The sequence below is a fragment of the Pseudomonas benzenivorans genome (assembly GCF_033547155.1).
Classification (GTDB): Bacteria; Pseudomonadota; Gammaproteobacteria; order Pseudomonadales; family Pseudomonadaceae; genus Aquipseudomonas; species Aquipseudomonas benzenivorans_B.
This window is the reverse complement of record NZ_CP137892.1, coordinates 562,552-584,809: the sequence shown is the minus strand read 5'-3', so window position 1 is coordinate 584,809 and position 22,258 is coordinate 562,552. Positions and strand designations below refer to the sequence as shown.

Annotated in this window: 19 protein-coding genes, 2 tRNA genes and 1 pseudogene; 8 read left to right on the top strand and 14 right to left on the bottom strand. The window is 66.7% G+C overall.

Translation table 11 applies throughout. The features are described from left to right. Positions 1–102: 102 nt before the first annotated feature. Entirely contained in the window at positions 103–1,050 is a 948-nt protein-coding gene (locus SBP02_RS02725) for a substrate-binding domain-containing protein (protein WP_318644883.1), read from the bottom strand. Positions 1,051–1,292: 242 nt separating this feature from the next. Here SBP02_RS02725 and SBP02_RS02720 point away from each other — a divergent pair, with 242 nt between their 5' ends. From SBP02_RS02720 to SBP02_RS02710, 3 genes are all read left to right on the top strand, one after another. Then, positions 1,293–2,021, top strand: a complete 729-nt coding sequence (locus SBP02_RS02720) for a VC0807 family protein (RefSeq protein ID WP_318644882.1) — start codon at positions 1,293–1,295, stop codon at positions 2,019–2,021. A 55-nt stretch (positions 2,022–2,076) separates the two neighbouring features. Then, on the top strand, positions 2,077–2,514 hold the full coding sequence (locus tag SBP02_RS02715; RefSeq protein ID WP_318644881.1) for a YqaA family protein: 438 nt from the start codon (positions 2,077–2,079) through the stop codon (positions 2,512–2,514). 102 nt (positions 2,515–2,616) lie between these two features. Next, positions 2,617–3,882, top strand: coding sequence for an Hsp70 family protein (locus tag SBP02_RS02710; RefSeq protein ID WP_318644880.1), 1,266 nt, complete (start codon positions 2,617–2,619; stop codon positions 3,880–3,882). A 62-nt stretch (positions 3,883–3,944) separates the two neighbouring features. Here the strand turns inward: SBP02_RS02710 and SBP02_RS02705 are convergent, their stop codons facing one another. Further along, positions 3,945–6,251: a YgiQ family radical SAM protein gene (locus SBP02_RS02705; RefSeq protein WP_318644879.1), complete on the bottom strand. Its 2,307-nt coding sequence runs from the start codon at positions 6,249–6,251 to the stop codon at positions 3,945–3,947. A gap of 198 nt (positions 6,252–6,449) precedes the next feature. Between SBP02_RS02705 and SBP02_RS02700 the strand changes: the two genes are divergently transcribed. The 3 genes from SBP02_RS02700 (at position 6,450) to SBP02_RS02690 (ending at position 9,694) form a co-directional block, all read left to right on the top strand. Next, a complete protein-coding gene (locus SBP02_RS02700) occupies positions 6,450–8,351 on the top strand; it encodes a diguanylate cyclase domain-containing protein (RefSeq protein ID WP_404824353.1) in 1,902 nt (633 codons plus the stop codon). Positions 8,352–8,562: 211 nt separating this feature from the next. Further along, positions 8,563–8,928 (top strand): VOC family protein, encoded by a 366-nt coding sequence (locus tag SBP02_RS02695; RefSeq protein ID WP_318644878.1) that lies wholly within the window; start codon positions 8,563–8,565, stop codon positions 8,926–8,928. 64 nt (positions 8,929–8,992) lie between these two features. Next, positions 8,993–9,694 (top strand): helix-turn-helix transcriptional regulator, encoded by a 702-nt coding sequence (locus SBP02_RS02690; protein ID WP_318644877.1) that lies wholly within the window; start codon positions 8,993–8,995, stop codon positions 9,692–9,694. 10 nt (positions 9,695–9,704) lie between these two features. Here the strand turns inward: SBP02_RS02690 and dnaB are convergent, their stop codons facing one another. The 7 genes from dnaB to rnr all read right to left on the bottom strand — a co-directional run bounded on the left by dnaB (position 9,705) and on the right by rnr (position 16,802). After that, positions 9,705–11,099: a replicative DNA helicase gene (dnaB, locus tag SBP02_RS02685; RefSeq protein WP_318644876.1), complete on the bottom strand. Its 1,395-nt coding sequence runs from the start codon at positions 11,097–11,099 to the stop codon at positions 9,705–9,707. Positions 11,100–11,216: 117 nt separating this feature from the next. Beyond that, positions 11,217–11,663, bottom strand: coding sequence for a 50S ribosomal protein L9 (rplI, locus tag SBP02_RS02680; RefSeq protein ID WP_213639506.1), 447 nt, complete (start codon positions 11,661–11,663; stop codon positions 11,217–11,219). A 21-nt stretch (positions 11,664–11,684) separates the two neighbouring features. Further along, positions 11,685–12,578 (bottom strand): hypothetical protein, encoded by an 894-nt coding sequence (locus SBP02_RS02675; protein ID WP_318644875.1) that lies wholly within the window; start codon positions 12,576–12,578, stop codon positions 11,685–11,687. Between the two features lie 36 nt (positions 12,579–12,614). Then, positions 12,615–12,845 (bottom strand): 30S ribosomal protein S18, encoded by a 231-nt coding sequence (gene rpsR / locus SBP02_RS02670; protein WP_213639508.1) that lies wholly within the window; start codon positions 12,843–12,845, stop codon positions 12,615–12,617. Between the two features lie 28 nt (positions 12,846–12,873). Continuing rightward, a complete protein-coding gene (gene rpsF, locus SBP02_RS02665; protein WP_318644874.1) occupies positions 12,874–13,299 on the bottom strand; it encodes a 30S ribosomal protein S6 in 426 nt (141 codons plus the stop codon). Between the two features lie 213 nt (positions 13,300–13,512). Then, on the bottom strand, positions 13,513–14,268 hold the full coding sequence (rlmB, locus tag SBP02_RS02660) for a 23S rRNA (guanosine(2251)-2'-O)-methyltransferase RlmB (protein WP_318644873.1): 756 nt from the start codon (positions 14,266–14,268) through the stop codon (positions 13,513–13,515). Further along, positions 14,265–16,802, bottom strand: coding sequence for a ribonuclease R (rnr, locus tag SBP02_RS02655; protein ID WP_318644872.1), 2,538 nt, complete (start codon positions 16,800–16,802; stop codon positions 14,265–14,267). The genes rlmB and rnr overlap by 4 nt, the downstream gene beginning before the upstream one ends. Before the next feature lie 206 nt (positions 16,803–17,008). On the opposite strand from rnr, the gene SBP02_RS02650 reads away from it, so the two are divergent. Together SBP02_RS02650 and SBP02_RS02645 are read left to right on the top strand one after the other, a co-directional pair. Then, positions 17,009–17,095, top strand: a tRNA-Leu gene (locus SBP02_RS02650). A gap of 80 nt (positions 17,096–17,175) precedes the next feature. Beyond that, positions 17,176–17,262: transfer RNA gene (locus SBP02_RS02645), tRNA-Leu, on the top strand. Between the two features lie 92 nt (positions 17,263–17,354). On the opposite strand, the gene SBP02_RS20835 is transcribed toward SBP02_RS02645, so the two are convergent. The 5 genes and pseudogenes from SBP02_RS20835 to SBP02_RS02625 form a co-directional block, all read right to left on the bottom strand. After that, positions 17,355–18,239 carry a methyl-accepting chemotaxis protein gene (locus tag SBP02_RS20835; protein WP_404824378.1) on the bottom strand — a complete coding sequence of 295 codons (885 nt, stop codon included), beginning with the start codon at positions 18,237–18,239 and terminating at the stop codon, positions 17,355–17,357. Then, positions 18,213–18,473: pseudogene (locus tag SBP02_RS20830) on the bottom strand (HAMP domain-containing protein); the annotation flags it as partial. The pseudogene SBP02_RS20830 and the gene SBP02_RS20835, both read right to left, overlap by 27 nt. A gap of 959 nt (positions 18,474–19,432) precedes the next feature. Continuing rightward, the gene (locus tag SBP02_RS02635; RefSeq protein ID WP_318644870.1) at positions 19,433–20,728 is read right to left on the bottom strand and encodes an adenylosuccinate synthase; all 1,296 of its coding nucleotides are present in this window, start codon (positions 20,726–20,728) and stop codon (positions 19,433–19,435) included. A gap of 54 nt (positions 20,729–20,782) precedes the next feature. After that, a complete protein-coding gene (locus SBP02_RS02630; RefSeq protein ID WP_318644869.1) occupies positions 20,783–21,970 on the bottom strand; it encodes an ATP phosphoribosyltransferase regulatory subunit in 1,188 nt (395 codons plus the stop codon). A gap of 37 nt (positions 21,971–22,007) precedes the next feature. Next, positions 22,008–22,193: a DUF2065 domain-containing protein gene (locus SBP02_RS02625; RefSeq protein ID WP_213639515.1), complete on the bottom strand. Its 186-nt coding sequence runs from the start codon at positions 22,191–22,193 to the stop codon at positions 22,008–22,010. Positions 22,194–22,258 lie beyond the last annotated feature (65 nt).

Below are 22,258 nucleotides of genomic sequence, written 5' to 3'. Positions count from 1 at the left end.
CCTCTCAAGCGCTAATCGAATATTCGTTAGGTATGCACGGCCGGCCACGGTTTTACAAGCGCAGGCCATCGATTCGCCGACGCGCGTCGCGGCCGCGCCGACTCAGGGGAGCATGAGCGGGGCCAGCAGGGCCTGGACCGGAGGACTGCCGAGGTTCTCCCGCGTCACCAACACGGCCTCCAGCTCGAACTCGCGCCGCTGCGTCTGCAACAGCCGCTCGCGCAAGGCACGCTGGGCCAGCAGCACGCTCTGGTAGCCCATGCGGTAGGGTTGCTGGACCATCAGCGCCTCGATCCCGCCGGCACCGAGGGCCTCGAGCAGCAGCGGATCGGCATCGAAACCCAGATGCAGCACCTGCCCCGCAACCTGCATGCGCAGCAGCGCGGCATAGACCTGGCGGGTCGAGGAGCCGTTGGGGGTGAACAGGGCATCGAGCCGCGGTAGCTGCTCCCGCAAGGCCTCCAAGGTCGCATGGGGAGGGTCGCCGAGGGGCCGGTCGAAGACGATGCGCAAGCCTGCCGCCTCCACCGCCTGGATGAAGCCCCGTTGCCGGGCGCTGGTCGAGGCGATCTCCGGGGTCATGCGGATCATGCCCACGCGCCCCTGGCTGCCCAGGCGCCGCGCGACATAGCGCCCCGCCGCCTGGCCGGCCCGGTAGTTGTTCGTGGCGATCAACGCCTGTACGTCGCGGCCGCCGACATCGCGGTCGATATAGAAGGTCAGCACCCCCTGATCCTTGAGCTCGCTGGCCTTGGCGTTGATCTGGGGTCCGGCCGGGGCGATGATCAAGGCCTTGCAGCCCGGCTCCAGCACCTTGTCGATCAACTGCAGCTGCGTCGCCACGCTGCCCTCCCGACGAGGACCGCGCAGATGGAGCTCTATATCCGCGTCCAGCGCCGCCTGCCGGGCACCGGCTTCCACCTGCCGCCAGAAAACCTGGGTGCCGGCCGGCACCATGCCGATGCAATCCTTTGCCGCAATCGGCTGCGCCAACACCGCGCCTAAAGCACAGAGCAGGGCGAGCCGCTGAACAGTCAGGAAGGACTGCATGATCGGACTCCTGCGGCCGCAACGGCCACTAATACCGCGAGTGATATCACCTTAGTATCAAAGCCTTGACGAGGCCAGAGGTCGCACGGCCATTCTGCGCCGGATTACCGCCGCGGCGCGGCAGTCGAGCCCGCCTTAGCGCCACTCTGCACAAACTTGTCACAGTCCAACCGACAATCGGACTGGCGGCCGCGGCCCAGGCAGGCGATCATCGCCGCTCATACCTAGTTTTCGAACGAGACATGACCGACACCACGCCCGCCGCCCCCGCCGCGCACAAACCCCGCCCGCTGGTCGACCTGCTCATCAGCCTTCTGATTCCTTCGCTGATCCTGATGAAGCTCAGCGGCGAGGCTAGGCTCGGCGCCGACGGCGCCCTGGTGCTGGCCCTGGCGTTTCCCCTCGGCTGGGGCCTGTTCGAGTTGGTCAAGTACCGCAAGTTCAACTTCATCGCCCTGCTCGGCCTGATCAGCGTGCTGCTCACCGGCGGCATCGGCCTGCTCAAGCTGGACAACCAGTGGCTGGCGATCAAGGAGGCCGCGGTGCCCGGGCTGATCGGCATCGCCGTGCTGGTCTCCACCCACACGCGCTACCCGCTGATCCGCACCATGCTGCTCAACAAATCGGTGCTGGACGTCGACAAGATCCACGACCGCCTGGAGCAGGGCGGGCACACCGCGGCCTTCGAAGCCCGCCTGCTGCGTGCCACCTACTGGCTGAGCGGCACCTTCTTCTTCTCCTCGGCGATGAACTACGTCCTGGCCAAGTGGATAGTGATCAGCCCGGCCGGCAGCGAGGCCTTCAACGCCGAACTGGGGCGCATGAACCTGCTCAGCTACCCGATGATCGCCATCCCCTCGATGATCATGCTGATGGCCATCTTCTACTACCTGTGGCGCACCATCCACGGCCTCACCGGCCTCAAGCTGGAAGAGATCATGGCCCACGCCGGCCAGGAACCGCAGTCCTGAGCCCGTCCGGGAGCGCGTCGCCCAGGCTGGCGCGCCCGTCTCCGCCCCGCCCCGCATGCTGACCCTCTCGGCCTATTTCGGCCTGTTTCTCGCCGCACTGGGCGCCGCCACCCTGCTGCCCCTGCAGTCCGAGGCCGTGCTGGCGGGCCTGCTGCTCAGCGACGCCTACCCGGTCTGGGCGCTGCTGGCCGTGGCCAGCGTCGGCAATGTGCTCGGCGCGCTGATCAACTGGCTGCTCGGCCGCTACCTGGAACACTTTCGTCACAAACGCTGGTTTCCCCTGAGCGAGCGCCAGCTGAATCGCGCCCAGGGCTGGTACGGCCACTACGGCTACTGGTCGCTGCTGCTCAGCTGGGCGCCCTTTATCGGCGATCCCCTGACCCTGGCCGCAGGCATCATGCGCGAGCCGCTCTGGCGCTTCCTGTTGATCGTCAGCCTGGCCAAGACCGGCCGCTACCTGGTGCTGGCGGCCCTGACCCTGGGCTGGAGCTGAACGACGGCGGCCGTCACCCGTCGCCCGCCACGCTGATCGGGGCAGCAATCGCCCGGCGTCTCGCATAGAATGCGCGGCCGTTTTTTTGGAACAGCGCGCAGCATGTCTTTCTCCACCCCCGCCCGCGCCTGCGGCATCGACTTCGGCACCTCCAACTCCACCGTCGGCTGGCAGCGCCCCGGCGCCGACCGCCTGATCGCCCTGGAAGACGGCAAGATCACCCTGCCCTCGGTGCTGTTCTTCAATTTCGAGGAACGCCGCCCGGTGTACGGCCGCCAGGCCCTGCACGAATACCTGGAGGGCTACGAGGGCCGCCTGATGCGTTCGCTCAAGAGCCTGCTGGGCTCCAAGCTGCTCAAGAGCGAGACCACGGTGCTGGGCAGCGCCCTGCCGTTCAAGGAACTGCTCGGTCTGTTCATCGGCCAGCTCAAGCAGCGCGCCGAGGCCGTGGCCCAGCGGCCGTTCGAGGAGGTGGTGCTGGGCCGCCCGGTGTTCTTCGTCGACGACGACCCGGCAGCCGACCAGGAGGCACAGGACACCCTGGTGGCGGTGGCCCGCACGCTCGGTTTCAAGGAGGTGTCCTTCCAGTACGAGCCGATCGCCGCGGCCTTCGACTACGAGTCGGGCATCGACCGCGAGGAGCTGGTGTTGATCGTCGACATCGGCGGCGGCACCTCGGACTTCTCCCTGGTGCGTCTGTCCCCCGAGCGCCGTGCCGTCGCCGACCGTCATGAGGACATCCTCGCCACCGGCGGCGTGCACGTCGGCGGTACCGACTTCGACAAGCAGCTGTCCCTGGCCGGGGTGATGCCGCTGTTCGGCTACGGCAGCCGGATGAAGAGCGACGCCCCCATGCCCACCAGCCACCACCTTAACCTGGCCACCTGGCATACCATCAATGCCGTCTATTCGGCGCAGTCGCAGCGCCAGCTGCAGAGCATGCGCTACGACATCCTCGACCCGACCGGCATCGACCGCCTGTTCAGCCTGATCGAGCAGCGCGCCGGACACTGGCTGGCGATGCAGGTGGAGGACAGCAAGATCGCCCTGACCGAACAGGAGGCGCGCCCCATCGACCTGCGCCGCATCGAACCGGGGCTGCTCGCCGAGCTGAGCCGCGAACGCTTCGAAGGCGCCATCGAGCCGCTGCTGCAGCGCATCCGCGCCAGCGTCGGGCAGTTGCTGGCAAGCGCCGGGGTCGGCGTCGAGCGGGTCGATACGGTGTTCTTCACCGGCGGCTCCAGCGGCATCCCGGCGCTGCGCCAGGGCGTGGCGGCGCTGCTGCCCAATGCCCGCCACGTGGAAGGCAACAACTTCGGCAGCATCGGCAGCGGCCTGGCCATCGAGGCGCACAAGCGTTACGGCTGAACAGCGACCCAGGCCGCAACAAAAACGCCAGCACTCAGCTGGCGTTTTTGTTGCACGGGCGATCAGCGTGGTGCGACGGGGCGCTTGGCCGGCTTCTTGCCACCCTTCTTGTCCGCACCCTTGCCGCTGCGTTCGGCCTTGGCCCGCGCCTCGGCGGCCGCCTTGGCCTGCTCGCGCTTGTCCCAGGGCTTGCTGCCGTCGCTGCCGCGCGGCGGCAGGCCGCTGTGCTGGGTGAGGATCTTGCCGACCGTCTTGCCCTGGGCACCGACCTTCTTGCTGCCGGCCGGCGTGGAGTTCTTCCGTCGCGCACTCTGGTAGCTGTCGGTACTCGGCTGGTGCAGCGGAATCAGCTGGTGCTTGCCCGGGCCGATCAGGTCGGCGCGGCCCATGCGCTCCAGGGCCTCGCGCAGCAGCGGCCAACCACGGGGATCGTGGTAGCGCAGGAAGGCCTTGTGCAGGCGCCGCTGGGCCTCGCTCTTGACGATGGTCACGCCGTCGCTCTTGTAGGTCACCTTGCGCAGCGGGTTCTTGCCCGAGTGGTACATGGCGGTGGCGGTGGCCATCGGCGAGGGATAGAAGGCCTGCACCTGGTCGGCGCGGAAATCGTTGCGCTTGAGCCACAGCGCGAGGTTCATCATGTCCTCGTCAGTCGTCCCCGGGTGCGCGGCGATGAAGTAGGGGATCAGGTACTGCTCCTTGCCCGCCTCCTTGGAGTACTTCTCGAACATGCGCTTGAACTTGTCGTAGCTGCCGATGCCCGGCTTCATCATCTTGTCCAGCGGGCCACGCTCGGTGTGCTCCGGGGCGATCTTCAGGTAGCCGCCGACATGGTGGGTGACCAGCTCCTTGACGTATTCCGGCGACTCCACGGCGAGGTCGTAGCGCAGGCCGGAGGCGATCAGGATCTTCTTCACCCCGGGCAGGGCGCGGGCCTTGCGGTACAGCTCGATCAAGGACGAATGGTCGGTATTCAGGTTCTCGCAGATGCCGGGGAACACGCAGGACGGCTTGCGGCAGTGACGCTCGATCTCCGGGTCCTTGCAGGCGATGCGGTACATGTTGGCGGTCGGCCCGCCCAGGTCCGAGACCACCCCGGTGAAGCCCGGCACCTTGTCGCGCATCTCCTCGATCTCGTGGAGGATCGACTCGTGGGAGCGGTTCTGGATGATCCGGCCCTCGTGCTCGGTGATCGAGCAGAAGGTGCAGCCGCCGAAGCAGCCGCGCATGATGTTGACCGAGAAGCGGATCATCTCGTAGGCCGGAATCTTCGCCTTGCCATAGGCCGGGTGCGGCACCCGCGCATAGGGCATGCCGAATACGTAGTCCATCTCCTCGGTGGTCATGGGGATGGGTGGCGGGTTGAACCACACGTCCACCTCGCCGTGCTTCTGCACCAGGGCGCGGGCGTTGCCCGGGTTGGTCTCCAGGTGCAGCACGCGGTTGGCGTGGGCGTAGAGCACGGCGTCGCCACGCACCTTCTCGAAGGACGGCAGGCGGATCACCGTCCTGTCGCGCTCCAGGCGCGGGTGCGGCAGCAGCTGCACCACCTTGGCCTCGTTGGGGTCCTCGATCGCCCCCTTCTCCTGTTCGATGGCGCAGGCGGCGGTGTCCTGGGTGTTCACATAGGGGTTGATGATCTTGTCGATCTTGCCCGGCCGGTCGATGCGCGTGGAGTCGATCTCCAGCCAGCCCTCGGGCGTGTCCCTGCGGATGAAGGCGGTGCCGCGAATATCGGTGATGTCCGCGATCTGCTGGCCCTGGGCCAGGCGCTGGGCGATCTCCACCACGGCGCGCTCGGCGTTGCCGTACAGCAGGATGTCGGCGCAGGCATCGATCAGGATCGAATGGCGCACCTTGTCCTGCCAGTAGTCGTAGTGGGCGATGCGGCGCAGCGAGGCCTCGATGCCGCCGAGGACGATCGGCACGTGCTTGTAGGCCTCCTTGCAGCGCTGGCTGTAGACCAGGCTGGCGCGGTCCGGACGGGCGCCGGCCAGGCCACCGGGGGTGTAGGCGTCGTCCGAGCGGATCTTCTTGTCCGCCGTGTAGCGGTTGATCATCGAGTCCATGTTGCCGGCCGCCACGCCGAAGAACAGGTTGGGCTCGCCGAGCTTCATGAAATCGTCTTTCGACTGCCAGTTAGGCTGGGCGATGATGCCCACGCGAAAGCCCTGGGCCTCCAGCAGGCGGCCGATGATGGCCATGCCGAACGACGGATGGTCGACGTAGGCATCGCCGGTCACGATGATGATGTCGCAGCTGTCCCAGCCGAGCTGATCCATCTCTTCCCGGCTCATCGGCAGGAAAGGCGCCGGGCCGAAGCACTCGGCCCAGTATTTTGGATAGTCGAATAACGGCTTGGCTGCTTGCATGGTGATGACCGAGGAGTGCGGGTTTGATCGGCCGCGGAATATAGCACAAATTTTGATCAAACCCGACGATCGCACTGGGTTTTGCCGATGCCCCCATGCGGCCCACCGCCCACCCTCTGCATGCTTGCGCCAATGGCTTACGGCTATACTGCGGCCAAAAGACACCGGCGCAACCTGAGCCGGGACAGGGGGTTTGCGGTGCGGCAGTTGATCTCCTCATTCATCCTGCTGCTGGCCGTGGCCGGCGGCGCCTGGGCTTCACCCATGGTGCTGGGCAGCGACAGCAGCGGCGCCTCACTCAACCGGCATGTCGAACTACTGGAGGATACCGGTGCCCAGCTGAGCATCGGCGACATGGCCGACCCCGCCGTACAGACCCGCTTTCGCCCCGCCGACGGCCGCGCCAGCGTCGGCCAGAGCCGCAACCCCTGGTGGATCAAGCTGGAGCTGATGCGCAGCCACGATGCGCCGCATCACTGGTGGCTGGAAGTCGGCGCGGTGACCCTGCTGGACCTGCAGCTGTTTCTCCCCGACGGCCAGGGCGGCTGGCATGGACGTCAAGCGGGCGAACGGGCGAGCTTCGCCGCCGGGCGCGACCACCCCTACCGACGCGCGCTGTTCCGCCTGCCGCCGGTGAGCGAACAGCCGCTGACCCTCTACCTGCGCACCTACGACCCGGCCGGCAACTCCTTTCCCCTGCGCGTCTGGCAAGTGGCGGAGCTCGACCGCGTCGCCGCCCGGGAGAACCTCGGCCTGGGCCTGATCTACGGGGTGATCCTGGCCCTGCTGCTGTACAACCTGTTCATCCTCTTCAGCCTGCGCGACAGCGCCTACTTCTGGTACGTGCTGACCACCGGCTTCGCCCTGGTGTTCATCCTCAGCATGACCGGCCACGGCGCTCAGTACCTGTGGCCCGGCCAGGCCGTACCATTCTGGCTGGACCGCATCACCCTGCCCTCCCTCTGGGGCCTGTGCGCCAGCCGTTTCACCCAGACCCTGCTGCAGACCCGGCGCCATGTGCCCTGGGCCCACTGGCTGCTGAGCATGGCCTGCCTGGTCTATGTCGCGGCCATCGCCCTGACCGCCCTCGGCCTGCGCGGCCCGGCGGCCTGGATCATCGCCCTGCTGTCGCTGACCAGCATCCCCGCGGCGCTCGGCAGCGCCCTGATCCGCTGGCGCCAGGGCTTCTTCCCCGCCCTGCTGTACCTCTGCGGTTACGGCCTGGTGCTCGGCAGCATCGGCATCCTGCTGCTGCGCGCCACCGGCGTGCTGCAGCCCTCGGCGCTCAACGCCTACGTCTTTCCCCTGGCGGTCGCCGCCGAGTCCATCCTGTTCTCCTTCGCCCTGGCCTATCGCATCCAGTTGCTCAAGCGGGAAAAAAACGTGGCCCTGCGCCAGGCGGACCGCGAGAAGACCGCCCGCCTGGCGCTGGCCCAGGCCAATGCGGACGAACTGCAGAGCGCCGTGGCGCGCCGCACCGCCGAACTGGCGGCGGCCAACGCGCGCCTGCAGCTACGGGAGCAGGAGTTGCAGCATGCCGCCTTCCACGACCCGCTGACCGAGCTGCCCAATCGCCGCTATCTGGTCGAGCGCACCGGCTCGGCCCTGGCCAGCGCCGAGCGCCATGGGGAGGCCGTAGCCCTGCTGCTGATCGACCTCGACCACTTCAAGCCGATCAACGACAGGTTCGGCCACGACGCCGGTGATCTGATGCTGCAGATCATCGCCCAGCGCCTGCGTGAACAGGTGCGCGCAGGCGATACCGTGGCGCGCCTGGGCGGCGATGAATTTGCCGTCCTGATCTGCGGCCCGGATGCCGAGCTGCATGCCCGGGAGATCGCCGGGCGCCTGCTGGTGGCCCTGGCGCAGCCGGTACTGTATGGCGCCGCGCCCCTGAACGTGACCATCAGCATCGGCGGGGCGCTCTATCCACAGCACGCCAGCACCTTCACCAGCCTGTACAAGGCCGCCGACGAAATGCTCTACAAGGTCAAGGCCCGTGGCCGCTCGGGCTCGGCGGTGTGCGGCGAAGACGGCGAGCTGAGCAGCAGCGCCCGCCTGCAGCTGGACGTGCTGAACATACCGAGCGGCCTGGGCTAAGCGCCCAGGCTCGTCCGCCTTATCCGCCGGCCCAAGGAGCCTGCGCCGGCCATAGGCCCGGCGCAGGTCGCCATTGGCAGTAGTCGGCGGGGCCGCGGGCTACTGACAGCAGGCTGTCAGCAGCCCTGGCCTAGAGTGGCCTCGGCAGGTTGAAGCACGCCGCCCCCTGGCGTCGACCTGCTGACATCACCGCCATTCAAGGAGAGAGAAGATGAATGCACTTAACTGGTTCGAACTGTTCGCCGACGACTTCGAACGTGCCCACAAATTCTATGAGCGGATCCTGGCCAGGTCGCTGGAGGTGATCGAGGGTATGGGCGGCCGCATGGCCCTGTTCCCCCATGTCCCGGAAAGTGGTGTGGGCGGCTGCCTGAGCCACTCGGCCGAACAGCAGAGCGGCGTAGGCGGCACTCGTGTCTACCTGAACGTGGAAGGGCAATTGGATGCCGTGGTGAACCGGGTGCCGGCCGCGGGCGGGGTGATTATCCAGGGCAAGATGTCCATCGCCCCCCATGGCTTTATCGCTGTGATAAAAGACAGCGAAGGCAATGAGGTGGGCCTGCACAGCATGTCCTAAAGCCACCTCGCACCTGCTGGTCGTCCTCCCAGAGGCCGGCCAGCCCTTTTATCAGGGAAGGGTCATGAGGCGCGCCGACCGTCTGTTTCAGATCGTGCAGTTCCTGCGCAGCCGCCGGCTGACCACCGCCCAGTGGCTGGCCGAGCGCCTGCAGGTGTCGGTGCGCACCATCTATCGGGATATCCAGGACCTGTCGCTTTCCGGCGTGCCGCTGGAGGGCGAAGCCGGGGTCGGCTATGTGCTGCGCCAGCCCATGGACCTGCCGCCGCTGATGTTCGAGCGCGAGGAGATCGAGGCCCTGCTGATCGGCGCGCAGATGGTCAAGGCCTGGGCCGACCCGCAACTGCGCCGGGCCGCCGAATCGGCCCTGGCGAAGATCCACGGCGTACTGCCCAACGCCCTGCGCGACGAATTCAACCGCAACCAGCTATTCGCCCCCGAGGTGAATCGTTACCCGGTGCACTGGCTCGCGCAGGTGCGCCAGGCGATACGTCAGCGGCGCAAACTGCAGCTCGGCTACCGTGACGAAAACGGTCAGGCCAGCCTGCGCCGCATCTGGCCCCTGGGCCTGTTCTTCTGGGGCCAGACCTGGACCCTGTGCAGCTGGTGCGAGTTGCGCAATGACTTTCGCAACTTCCGCATCGACCGGGTGGAACAGCTCAACGACACCGAGGAAACCTTCGAGACCGCAGAGGGCCAGCGCCTGGCGGACTACCTCGCCCCCTACCTGGGCAAGGGCGCGCTCGCCCCCGACTACAGGTCCTGAGTTCGGGCGCTTATTCGTCGTCGAACTGGTAGCTGCCCGGCGCCAGGTTCTCGAAACGCGAGTATTTGCCGAGGAAGGCCAGGCGCGCGGTCCCCAAGGGGCCGTTACGTTGCTTGCCGATGATGATCTCGGCCACGCCCTTGTACTCGGTCTCCGGGTGATAGACCTCGTCGCGATAGACGAACAGGATGATGTCGGCGTCCTGCTCGATCGCCCCGGACTCGCGCAGGTCGGAGTTGATCGGGCGCTTGTTGGGCCGCTGTTCGAGGCCGCGGTTGAGCTGGGACAGGGCGATCACCGGGCAGTTGAACTCCTTGGCCAGGCCCTTGAGCGAGCGGGAGATCTCGGAGATCTCGTTGACCCGGCTGTCGCCGCTGGAGCCGGGGATCTGCATCAGCTGCAGGTAGTCGACCATGATCAGGCCGATCTCGCCGTGCTCGCGGGCCAGGCGCCGGGTACGCGCACGCATCTCGCTCGGCGAGATGCCCGCGGTATCGTCGATGAACAGCTTGCGGTCGTTGAGCAGGTTGACCGCGCTGGTCAGCCGCGGCCAGTCGTCGTCGTCCAGACGACCGGCGCGCACCTTGGTCTGGTCGATGCGCCCCAGCGAGGCGAGCATACGGATGACGATGGATTCCGAGGGCATCTCCAGGGAGTACACCAGCACCGCCTTGTCGCTGCGCATCAGGGCGTTTTCCACCAGGTTCATGGCGAAGGTGGTCTTACCCATGGACGGACGACCGGCGACGATGATCATGTCGGCCGGCTGCAGGCCGCTGGTCAGGTTGTCCAGGTCGGTGAAGCCGGTGGACAGGCCAGTGATGGCATCGCCGGCATTGAACAGCTGGTCGATGCGGTCGATGGCCTTGACCAGGATGTCGTTGATCCCGACCGGGCCGCCGGTCTTCGGCCGCGCCTCGGCGATCTGGAAGATCAGCCGCTCGGCCTCGTCGAGGATCTCCTCGCCGGTGCGGCCTTCCGGGGCATAGGCACTGTCGGCGATCTCGCTGCTGATGCCGATCAGCTGGCGCAGGGTGGCGCGCTCGCGGATGATTTGCGCATAGGCCTTGATGTTGGCCACCGAGGGGGTGTTCTTGGCCAGCTCGCCGAGGTAGGCCAGGCCGCCGACCTGGGACAGCTGGCCCTCCTTGTCCAACTGCTCGGACAGGGTGACCACGTCGAACGGCTGGTTGCGCTCGGCCAGCTTGTAGATGGCGCGGAAGATCAGCCGGTGGTCGTGGCGGTAGAAGTCGCCGTCGGAGACCTGGTCGAGCACCCGCTCCCAGGCATTGTTATCCAGCATCAGGCCACCGAGCACGGCCTGCTCGGCCTCGATCGAGTGCGGCGGCACCTTCAGGGCGGAGGTTTGCAGGTCGTACTGCTCGGGAATGCTGATGTCGTTCATAGGGCTCTGGGCAGAAATTCTGGGGATGAAAAACAAAGGGCACGGCATCGCTTACGCAATGTCGTGCCCGATGTTAGCGAGCCTGCACCTGAGCGCAAGCCCGCTTGGTCGCATGCCTTAGGCGGCGACTACGACAACCTTGACGGTTGCTTCGACGTCGGTGTGCAGGTGCACGGCCACGTCGTATTCGCCGACCTGGCGAATGGTGCCGTTCGGCAGACGCACTTCGGCCTTGGCCACTTCCACGCCGGAGGCGGTCAGGGCGTCGGCGATGTCGTGGGTGCCGATGGAACCGAACAGCTTGCCCTCATCGCCCGCGGTAGCGGTGATGGTGACTTCCAGCTCGGCCAGCTGAGCGGCGCGAGTTTCGGCGGAGGCCTTCTTCTCGGCAGCCAGCTTCTCCAGCTCGGCGCGACGCGCTTCGAACGCGGCGACGTTCGCGGCGGTAGCGGCGGTGGCCTTGCCTTGCGGCAGCAGGAAGTTACGGCCGTAACCGGCCTTAACGTTCACTTTGTCGCCCAGGTTGCCCAGATTGGCGATTTTTTCCAGCAGGATGACTTCCATTTGGGTCTTACCTCTTAACTTTTAACCTTCACCGTCCGTGGGCCCCGCGCCGTGCTTGCGCGCGAAGCGACCACGAAAATCAAACAGACTGTCGACGATGGCCAAGACCACCAGTAACGGATAGGTCAGCTGCATGAACAACAGCAGCGTGATGTACAGCCCGACCAGCCAGAACTTCGCCAGTCGCCCCTGCGCCACCAGCCCGTGCAACAGGCCGATGCCGGCAAACGCCAGCGGCACGCTGCACAGCGGCGTCAGCATCGCCAGCTGCGGCCCCAGATTGGGACCGAGCAGCAAGCCGACCAGCAGCAACATCGCCTGCGCCGGCGGCAGTCGCAGGGCGCGAAACTCGCGCCCGAAACCACCGGGGTTGTACAACAGCGCCTGCCAATAACGCCCGAGCATCAGGCTCAGCAGGCTGACGATCTGCAACAAGGCCGCCAGCAATCCGGTCAGCACCGGTGCGATCAGGCTCTCCAGGCGCGCTCGCTCGTCCACCGTCATCTGTTGGTGGACCCCATCGAGCATCTGCGGCAGGAGCTTCTGCAGCTCACCCGCCATCGCCTCGATGGGCTCGCGGAACACCGCGCCCAAGACCAGCCCATACACCAGGCCCAATGCCACGCTGCACAGCAGCACACGGTTCCAGGACTGACCGGCGCGCAACAACAACGCCAGCCCCAGCGCACCGAGCAGCACCAACAGGGTGCGCGGCTCACCGAAATACCACCAGCCAATCGCCGGCAGCAGGGCCCAGGCGAGGATGCCCAGGGCATCGCTCGAACCGCGCCGCAGAAGCACCAGGCTTCCCGCGGCGGCACTCAACCAGAACAGCAGCGGCAATGCCGCAGAACCCACCACCACCAGGGTGGCCTGCATGCGGCCGCGCATGATGAATTCAGCCAAGGCACGCATGCGATCTATCCCTTACTACTTGTCGAGCATCCGGTCTCAGCGGCCGTGGCTGTCGGTGTAGGGCAGCAGGGCCAGGAAGCGGGCGCGCTTGATAGCGGTGGCCAGCTGACGCTGATAACGAGCCTTGGTACCGGTGATGCGGCTAGGAACGATCTTGCCGGTTTCCGAGATGTAGGCCTTCAGGGTGTTGAGATCCTTGAAATCGATCTCTTTCACGTTCTCTGCGGTGAAACGGCAGAATTTACGACGACGGAAGAAACGTGCCATGTGATTGGCTCCTCAATAGATCCGTGAATTACTCGTCAGCGTTGTCGCTGTCGTTGCTGTCGCTGTCATCGCTGCTGTCGTTGGACTCAGCGCTTTCAGGACGGTCGCGACGCTCGCGGCGCTCACTGCGGTTTTCTTCGGCCTTGAGCATCTCGGACTGACCGGTAACGGCTTCGTCGCGACGGATGACCAGGTTACGGATCACGGCATCGTTGTAGCGGAAGTTGTCTTCCAGCTCGGCCAGGGCCTTGCCGGTGCACTCGACGTTGAGCATCACGTAGTGTGCCTTGTGGACGTTGTTGATGGCGTAAGCCAGCTGACGACGGCCCCAGTCTTCCAGGCGGTGGATCTTGCCGCCGTCTTCTTCGATCAGCTTGGTGTAACGCTCGACCATGCCGCCGACTTGCTCGCTCTGGTCCGGGTGCACCAGAAAGATGATTTCGTAATGACGCATAAATGCTCCTTACGGGTTGTAGCCTGCCACGTGGCGCGGTCAGGCAAGGAGTGAATGACTCTGTGGGTCTTGCCGAAGGGAAGGCACGAAGGCGCCTGCCGTGACGACAAGGGGCGCCATTCTAGAGAAGCCCCCTGCCACACGCAAGGCGAACTGGTGATTATTTGAGCAGCACCGGCGGCAGCGCCCCGCACACGCGGGGTCGCCCGGGCGTCAGGCCTGCGGCGCCTTGCCCCGGCGCTGGCGCAGGGCCTCGAACAGGCAGACGCCGGTGGCTACCGAGACGTTCAGGCTGCTGACGCTGCCGGCCATGGGCAGTCGCACCAGGTAGTCGCAGTGCTCCCGGGTCAGGCGGCGCATGCCCTTGCCCTCGGCGCCCATGACCAACACGGTGGGGCCGGTCAGGTCCTGCTGGTACAACTCCTGCTCGGCCTCACCGGCGGTGCCGACCACCCACAGGCCACGCTGCTGGAGCTTCTCCAGGCTGCGCGCCAGGTTGGTCACCGCCACCAGGGGCACCACCTCGGCGGCGCCGCAGGCGACCTTGCGCACCGTGGCGTTGAGGGTGGCCGACTTGTCCTTCGGCACTATCACCGCCAGGGCACCGGCGGCATCGGCGGTGCGCAGGCAGGCGCCGAGATTGTGCGGATCGGTCACGCCATCGAGCACCAGCAGCAGCGGCGGCCCCTCGGCGCGATCGAGCAACTCCTCGAGCATCGCCTCGCCCCACACCTGACTCGGGCTGACATCCGCCACCACGCCCTGGTGCACACCCTCGACCCAGGCATCCATCTCGCGCCGCTCGCACTGGCCGATGCTGACCCGCGCCTGCGCCGCCAGTTCGACCAGGGCCTGCACCCGCGGGTCGCTGCGCCCCTCGGCCAGCCAGACTTGCTTGACCCGCTTGGGGTGATGGCGCAGCAGCGCCTCCACGGCATGCACGCCGTAGATCTTCTCCAACTGGCTCATGACTTCGCCTTACGCTTGCGCGGCCCGCCGCCAGTGCCGCCGGTCTCCGCCTTCGGCGGCCCCTTGCGGTGCTTGCTGGGCTTGCCGCCCTTGGCCGCCTCGGCCTTGCCGCCGCGCCCCTTGCCGGACTTGGCCTTGGACTCGCTCAGCAGGGCCTTCTTCAGTTCGCGACTCTTCTCGACGTCGGTATTGCCCGCGGCCACCCGCTCGCCGCGACGACCGCCCTTGGCGGGGGCGGACTCGAAGCCGCCGCGCCAGCGCCCTGCCGGCTCCGGACTGGCGCTCGGGGCCAGCTCGAAGTCGATCTTGCGCTCGTCCAGGTCGACCCGCATGACCTTCACCGCGACCGTGTCGCCGAGACGGAAGCTGCGCCCGCTGCGCTCGCCGGCCAGACGGTGGTGCACCGGATCGAAGTGGTAGTAGTCCCCCGGCAGCGCGGTGACATGCACCAGCCCCTCGACGTAGATGTCGGTCAGTTCGACGAACAGGCCGAAGCCGGTCACCGCGGTGATCACGCCCGGGAAGGTCTCGCCGACCCGGTCCTGCATGAACTCGCACTTGAGCCAGTTGACCACGTCGCGGGTCGCCTCGTCGGCGCGCCGCTCGGACATCGAGCACTGCTCGCCGAGCTGCTCCAGGGCCGGCTCGTCGTAGGGATAGATGCGTGCCTTGGGCATGCTCGCCGCACCGGCCCGCTTGACGTGCGGGGTGTTCTGCTTGGAGCGGATCACGCTGCGGATCGCCCGATGGATCAGCAGGTCCGGATAGCGGCGGATCGGCGAGGTGAAGTGGGCGTAGGCGTCGTAGTTCAGGCCGAAGTGGCCCTGGTTGTCGGCGCTGTACACCGCCTGGCTCAGCGAGCGCAGCATCACCGTCTGGATCAGGTGGTAGTCCGGGCGCCCGCGGATGCTCTCCAGCAGCGCCTGGTAGTCCTTGGGCGACGGTCCTTCCTTGGCCTTGCCGCGATGCAGCGACAGGCCCAGCTCGGTGAGGAAGGCCTTGAGCTTCTCCAGGCGCTCCGGCGGCGGGCCGTCGTGCACCCGGTACAGCGCCGGGATGCCGTGCTTCTGCATGAAGGCGGCGGTGGCGACGTTGGCCGCCAGCATGCATTCCTCGATCAGCTTGTGCGCGTCGTTGCGCTGGGTCGGGCGGATCTCGGCGATCTTGCGCCCGGCACCGAAGATGATGCGGGTCTCCTGGGTCTCGAAATCGATGGCGCCGCGCTCATGACGAGCCGCCAGCAGCACCTGATACAGCGCGTAGAGCTGCTTGAGGTGCGGCAGCACCTCCTTGTACTCGCCGCGCAGGCCCTTGCCCTCGCTGCTCTTGGGGTGCTCGAGCATGGCGCTGACCTTGTTGTAGGTCAGCCGTGCATGGGAGTGGATCACCGCCTCGTAGAAGCAGTAGTCGGTCATCTTGCCGGTCTTGGAGATGCTGATCTCGCAGACCATGGCCAGGCGGTCGACCTGCGGATTGAGCGAGCACAGACCGTTGGACAGCTCCTCCGGCAGCATCGGGATCACCCGCTCGGGGAAGTACACCGAGTTGCCGCGCACCTGAGCCTCGGCGTCCAGGGCCGAATCCACCTTCACATAGTGGGAGACGTCGGCGATGGCCACGTAGAGCTTCCAGCCGCCGGAGAACAGCCGCCAGCTGCTGCTTTTCTCGCAGTACACGGCGTCGTCGAAGTCGCGGGCGTCCTCGCCGTCGATGGTGACGAAGGGCAGGTGGCGCAGGTCGATGCGCTTGTCCTTGTCCTTCTCCTCGACCTCCGGCTTGAGCTTGCGCGCCTCCTTGAGCACCGCCTCCGGCCAGACATGCGGGATGTCGTAGCTGCGCAGCGCCACGTCGATCTCCATGCCCGGGGCCATGTAGTTGCCTACCACCTCGAGCACGTCGCCCTGGGGCTGGAAGCGCGGGGTCGGCCAGTGGGTGATTTTCACCTCGACGAACTGCCCCTGCTTGGCCCCGGCGTTGCGCCCCGGGGTGACCAGCACTTCCTGCTGGATCTTCGGGTTGTCGGCCACTACGAAGCCGATGCCGCTCTCCTCGTAGTAGCGGCCGACTATGGTCTCGTGGGCCCGGGAAATCACCTCGACGATGGCGCCCTCGCGGCGACCACGCCGGTCCAGGCCGGAGACCCGCGCCAGGGCGCGGTCGCCGTCGAACACCAGGCGCATCTGCGCGGGACTGAGGAACAGGTCGTCACTGCCGTCGTCGGGAATCAGGAAACCGAAGCCGTCGCGGTGGCCGCTGATACGGCCGAGGATCAGGTCCAGTTTGTCCACCGGGGCATAGGTGCCGCGGCGGGTGTAGATCAGCTGGCCGTCGCGCTCCATGGCGCGCAGGCGGCGGCGCAGGGCTTCGATCTGCTCATCGCTGTCGAGGCCGAATTCGTCCTGCAACTGTTCGCGATTGGCCGGGGAGCCGCGCTCGGCGAGGTGCTGCAGAATCAGCTCGCGGCTGGGAATGGGGTTTTCGTATTTTTCCGCCTCACGAGCGGCCTCGGGATCGAGGGATTGCCAATCGGCCATTAGAGGGAGTTCACCTTTTCTATATAACGTCGGTTTGCCATATGTCTATTGAAGCGCGAAACCAGGGTTCGGGTCAGCCCGGTGCGCAGAATAAAATTTCTTGTCGCCTAGGGGTTTACAAGCCCCATGGGCGACCGTATAGTTCGCGCCCACAGCGTCGAGCAGACGTTGTAACACGAAGCAGATGAGCAATCATCGGTTTCAGTGCCCAGGTGGCGGAATTGGTAGACGCGCTGGTTTCAGGTATCAGTGATCGCAAGATCGTGGAAGTTCGAGTCTTCTCCTGGGCACCAATTTCAAACCGAGCTTATGGCTCGGCGAGTAACAAACGGAGACAATGATCCGTGTCGGCAACGACGAACATTGTTGCTGTGCCCAGGTGGCGGAATTGGTAGACGCGCTGGTTTCAGGTATCAGTGATCGCAAGATCGTGGAAGTTCGAGTCTTCTCCTGGGCACCAAATTCCAAAGAACCGAGTCGATGACTCGGTTTTTTTATGCCTGCGATTTACTGTGCCTCGCCACGGCGTCACCGAAGTGACGCCGCCGCGACCTAGACGCGGAACTGCCCCAGGCTGGCCTTGAGCTGCGTCGCCAGACCATCCAATACCCTTCCGCTCTGCGCGGTGGCCGCCACCGCCTCGGCCGCGCGCCGCGCCTCGGCATGGATCACCTCGACCCGCCCACGCACCGCGTCGGCACCTTCGGCCTGATGCGCCGCCGCTTGCGTCGCCGTATTGATGGCGCCGTGCACCTCCTCCACCGCCGCCTGCACCGCCTGCTGCACCCGGGCGCTCTCGCGCAACGCCAACAACCCCTTGTCGGCCTGCTGACCGGCCTGGCCGATCACCCCCACCGCCTCGCGAGCGCCCTCCTGCAATGCGCCGATATGCGCCTGGATGTCGCCGGTCGACTGCTGGGTCTTGCTCGCCAGCGCGCGCACCTCGTCGGCCACCACGGCGAAGCCGCGACCGCTCTCTCCAGCGCGCGCCGCCTCGATCGCCGCATTCAGCGCCAACAGGTTGGTCTGCTCGGCGATACCATGGATCACCGTCAGCACCACCTCGATCTGCTCGCTCTGCCGTGCCAGGCGTTCGATCACCGCCGCGCCGTCACCCACGCGCCCCACCAGCTCTTCGATGGCGCCACCGACCCGAGTGGCGATCGCCGCGTTGTCGTCGGCCGCCTGGCGAATCGCCGCCACCCGCTGCAGGGCCTCCTGCATGGCCTGGCTCTCCGCCTGCGCCTCGCCGGCCATCCGCGCCAGGGCCTGCAGGCTGCCGGCCACTTCGTCCCGCTGACGCCCGGCCGCCGCCTCCGCCGCGGCGCTGCGCGCGCTCAGGCTGGCGATTTCCTGGCCGGTGCGCACCGCCACCTCCCCCGCCTCGCGGACGATCGGCTGCAGCTTGGCGACGAAGCGATTGACCGCCGCCACCATGTCGCCGATCTCGTCGCGACTGGCCAGCTCGACCCGCCGGGTCAAATCGCCTTCACCCGCCGCCCAGTCGTTAAGCACGCCGATCAGGGTGTGCAGCTTGCTGACCACCCGGCGCCCCAGCACCAAGGCCAGCACCAGAAGAATGCCCAGCCCGACCAGGGCCAACCCGAGACCGATATTCCAGCGCAGTTCGGCGGCGGCCGACTCGATCGCCTGGCGGCTGTTCTGGCTCATGTTCTGCGCCACCTGTTGCGCACTGCCCAGGCGCGCGGCCAGGGCCGAACCGCTGTCGGCCGCGGCACGGCTCAGACCATCGGACACCAACTGACCGCTGCTGCCGATCAGGGCGACGAAACGCTGGTCCAGGGCCGACAGCTCCTGCTCCACCTCGACGGTGGAGACCCCCAACAGCACCTTGCCGATTTCCGCCCCCATGGGGCTGATCGAGGCTTCGCTGACATGCACGCCCGGATCGCCTGCCGCGGCATTGAGCAGCTTGTCCAGGGTGCCGCGCCCCTCGCCGCGCGCGATCAACGCCTTGACTCGCGGATCCTGACGGTTGACGTGCCGGGTCAGGCGCTCGCCCTGGGCATCCAGGTACACGGCGAACAACACGCCCGGGTTGCGATGAGCCATGCGCACCAGCTCGGTCAGCGCCGGCACATCGCTATCCCAGATGGCCTTGGGTGCGACCGCGGCGAGCAGCTGCGCCTGATCATCGGCCGACTGGCGGAGATTGCGCCCCAGGACCTCGCGCAACTGGGCCTGCTCGGCGCTCAAGCGCTGCTTCAGGCCGTCGGTCAGACTGCCCTGCATGCGCGCGGAGAGCCCCTCCAGGCCGCCCTGCACCTCGCGCCCGGCCGCCTCGAGGTCGAGCGCAAGCCCCTGAGCATCCTCCCCGAGCCGCTGCCCGAGGTCATCCACCAGCGCCTCCACGGTCGATCGCGTCAGCAGTACCGCGAGCACGACCTGCGCCAGCAAGGCGAGCCCAAGGGCAAAGAAAACCGGACGCAGCAGGCGGCTACGCAGCAACAAGACGATGACGGACACGGGCAGGACTCCTTCTCAGACCGTAACGACTGTAACGGCCACTTGCGGAAATTATTGAATCCGGAAAAGCGCGCAGCATATCGGCTCGCGGAAACGACAAAGGGCCGCACGAGGCGGCCCTTTGCAGACAACGACGCGCGCTATCAGGCGAACGGATGACGCAGCACGATGGTCTCGTTGCGATCCGGCCCGGTGGAGATGATATCGATCGGCGCACCGACCAGCTCCTCGACACGCTTGATGTAAGCGCGCGCATTGGCCGGCAGCTCGTCCAGGCTCTTGGCGCCCAGGGTGGACTCGCTCCAGCCCGGCATCTCCTCGTACACCGGCTGCAGACCCAGGTAGCTGTCGGCATCGGTGGGCGCGTCGACCAGCACCTGGCCCTCGGCATCCTTGTAGCCGGTGCAGATACGGATGGTCTCCAGGCCGTCGAGCACATCCAGCTTGGTCAGGCACAGGCCGGAGATGCTGTTGATCTCGATGGCGCGACGCAGGATCACCGCATCGAACCAGCCGCAGCGGCGGGCGCGCCCGGTGGTGGCGCCGAACTCGTGGCCGCGCTTGGCGAGGAAGGCGCCGACGTCATCGAACAACTCGGTGGGGAACGGGCCGGAACCGACCCGGGTGGTGTAGGCCTTGGTGATGCCGAGGATATAGTCCAGGTACAGCGGACCGAAGCCCGAGCCGGTGGCGATGCCGCCGGCGGTGGTGTTGGAGCTGGTCACGTAGGGATAGGTGCCGTGGTCGATGTCCAGCAGCGAGCCCTGGGCGCCCTCGAACATGATGTCCTTGTCCGCGCGGCGCAGCTCGTGCAGCACCGCGGTGACATCGGCCATCATCGGCTTGAGCAGCTCGGCGTACTCCATGCACTCGTCCAGAGTCTTCTGGAAGTCGATGGCCGGCTCCTTGTAGAAGTTCTGCAGCACGAAGTTGTGGTAGTCCAGCAACTCGCCGAGCTTGGCGGCGAAGCGCTCGCGGTGGAACAGGTCGCCGACCCGCAGGCCGCGGCGCGCCACCTTGTCTTCGTAGGCCGGGCCGATGCCGCGACCGGTGGTGCCGATCTTGGCGTCGCCACGGGCCTTCTCGCGCGCCTGGTCGAGGGCCACGTGGTAGGACAGGATCAGCGGGCAGGCCGGGCTGATGCGCAGGCGCTGACGCACCGGCACGCCCTTCTCTTCCAGCTTGGTGATTTCGCGCAGCAGCGCATCGGGGGCGACCACCACGCCGTTGCCGATCAGGCACTCGACGCCTTCGCGCAGGATGCCCGAAGGGATCAGGTGGAGCACGGTCTTCTCGCCGTTGATGACCAGGGTGTGGCCGGCATTGTGGCCACCCTGGTAACGCACCACGGCGGCGGCCTGCTCGGTCAGCAGGTCGACGATCTTGCCCTTGCCCTCATCGCCCCACTGGGTCCCCAGGACTACGACATTCTTACCCATAACACTTGTCCTCTTCGCGCAAGCTTGATGCCGGTCGCAACCGGCGGAAACGATTCAGGGCGCCAGCGGCGCCACCTGCCAACGGCCATCGCGCAGCTTCAGCTGGCGATCGCAGCCGGCCTCCTGCGCATCGCTCAATTCCTGCCCGGGCAGCGCCTGTACCACGCGCGCGCCCTCGCCGCGCAGGCGCTGGACCGCCTGCCACAGGTATACATCATGACTGTCCGGCGCCCAGATGCCGGCCGGCTGCTCGCCGAGCTGCATCCGTCCCAGGCCGACCAGGGTCTTCAGGTCGGTGGAGAAGCCCGTGGCCGGCCGCGCCCGACCGAAGTCGGCGCCGATGTCGTCATAGCGGCCGCCCTGGGCGATCGACTGGCCGACGCCCGGCACGAACGCGGCGAACACCACGCCGGTGTGATAGTGGTAGCCGCGCAGCTCGCCCAGGTCGAAGTACAGCGGCAGCTCGGGGAAGCGCAGGCTCAATGCATCGGCGATCGCCACCAGCTCGTCCAGCGCGGCATGCACCTCGCCCGGCGCCTCGACCAGGCACGCCTGGGCCAGGTCCAGCACCTCGCGACCACCGCAGAGCTCGGCCAGGGCGCGCAGCATCTTGCCCAGCGACGCCGGCAGCGACGCGGTCAGCGCGGCGATCTCGTCCATGGCCTTGCGCTGCAGCGCATCGAACAACTGCTGCTCGACCTCGCCGGACAGGCCGGCGGCACGGGCCAGACCCCGGTAGATGCCGACATGCCCGAGGTCCATGTGCACGTCCGGCACCGCCGCCAGCTCGAGCATGTCCACCAGCAGGCTGATGACCTCGACATCGCTGGCCGGGCTGGCGTCGCCGTACAGCTCGGCGCCCAACTGGATCGGGCTGCGCGAAGTGGTCAGCGCCCGCGGCTGGGCATGCAGCACGCTGCCGGCATAGCACAGACGGCTCGGCCCCTCGCGGCGCAGGGTGTGGGCGTCGATGCGCGCCACCTGCGGGGTGATATCCGCACGAAAGCCCATCTGCCGGCCCGACAGCGGGTCGACCACCTTGAAGGTGCGCAGATCCAGATCCTGGCCGGCGCCGGTGAGCAGCGACTCCAGGTACTCGATATGCGGCGTCACCACGAATTCATAGCCCCAGCGCTGGAACAGATCCAGCACCTGGCGCCGCGCCACTTCGATGCGCGCCGCTTCCGGCGGCAGAACTTCTTCGATGCCATCTGGCAGAAGCCAGCGGTCTACCGTTGCCATTTCGCCTTTCCCCTCTCGATCCGGGCGGCACAAGCCATCAGTGAAGCAGATAAAGGAGAGCCGTTCCCAGCAGCATGCTGGCCAGCCCCATCAGACGCAGTCGCCGGTCCGACAGCCGTATCAGCTGTGCGACCGCTCCGCGCCATTGACGCGGATAGAGGAAGGGCAGGATGCCTTCCAGCACCAGCAACAGACAGATCGCGACGCCCAGTTCCTGCCACATGATTCCCACAGACGCAAAAAAGCCGGGATTTTCCCGGCTGCCGCATCATACCACGTTTTCCCCGG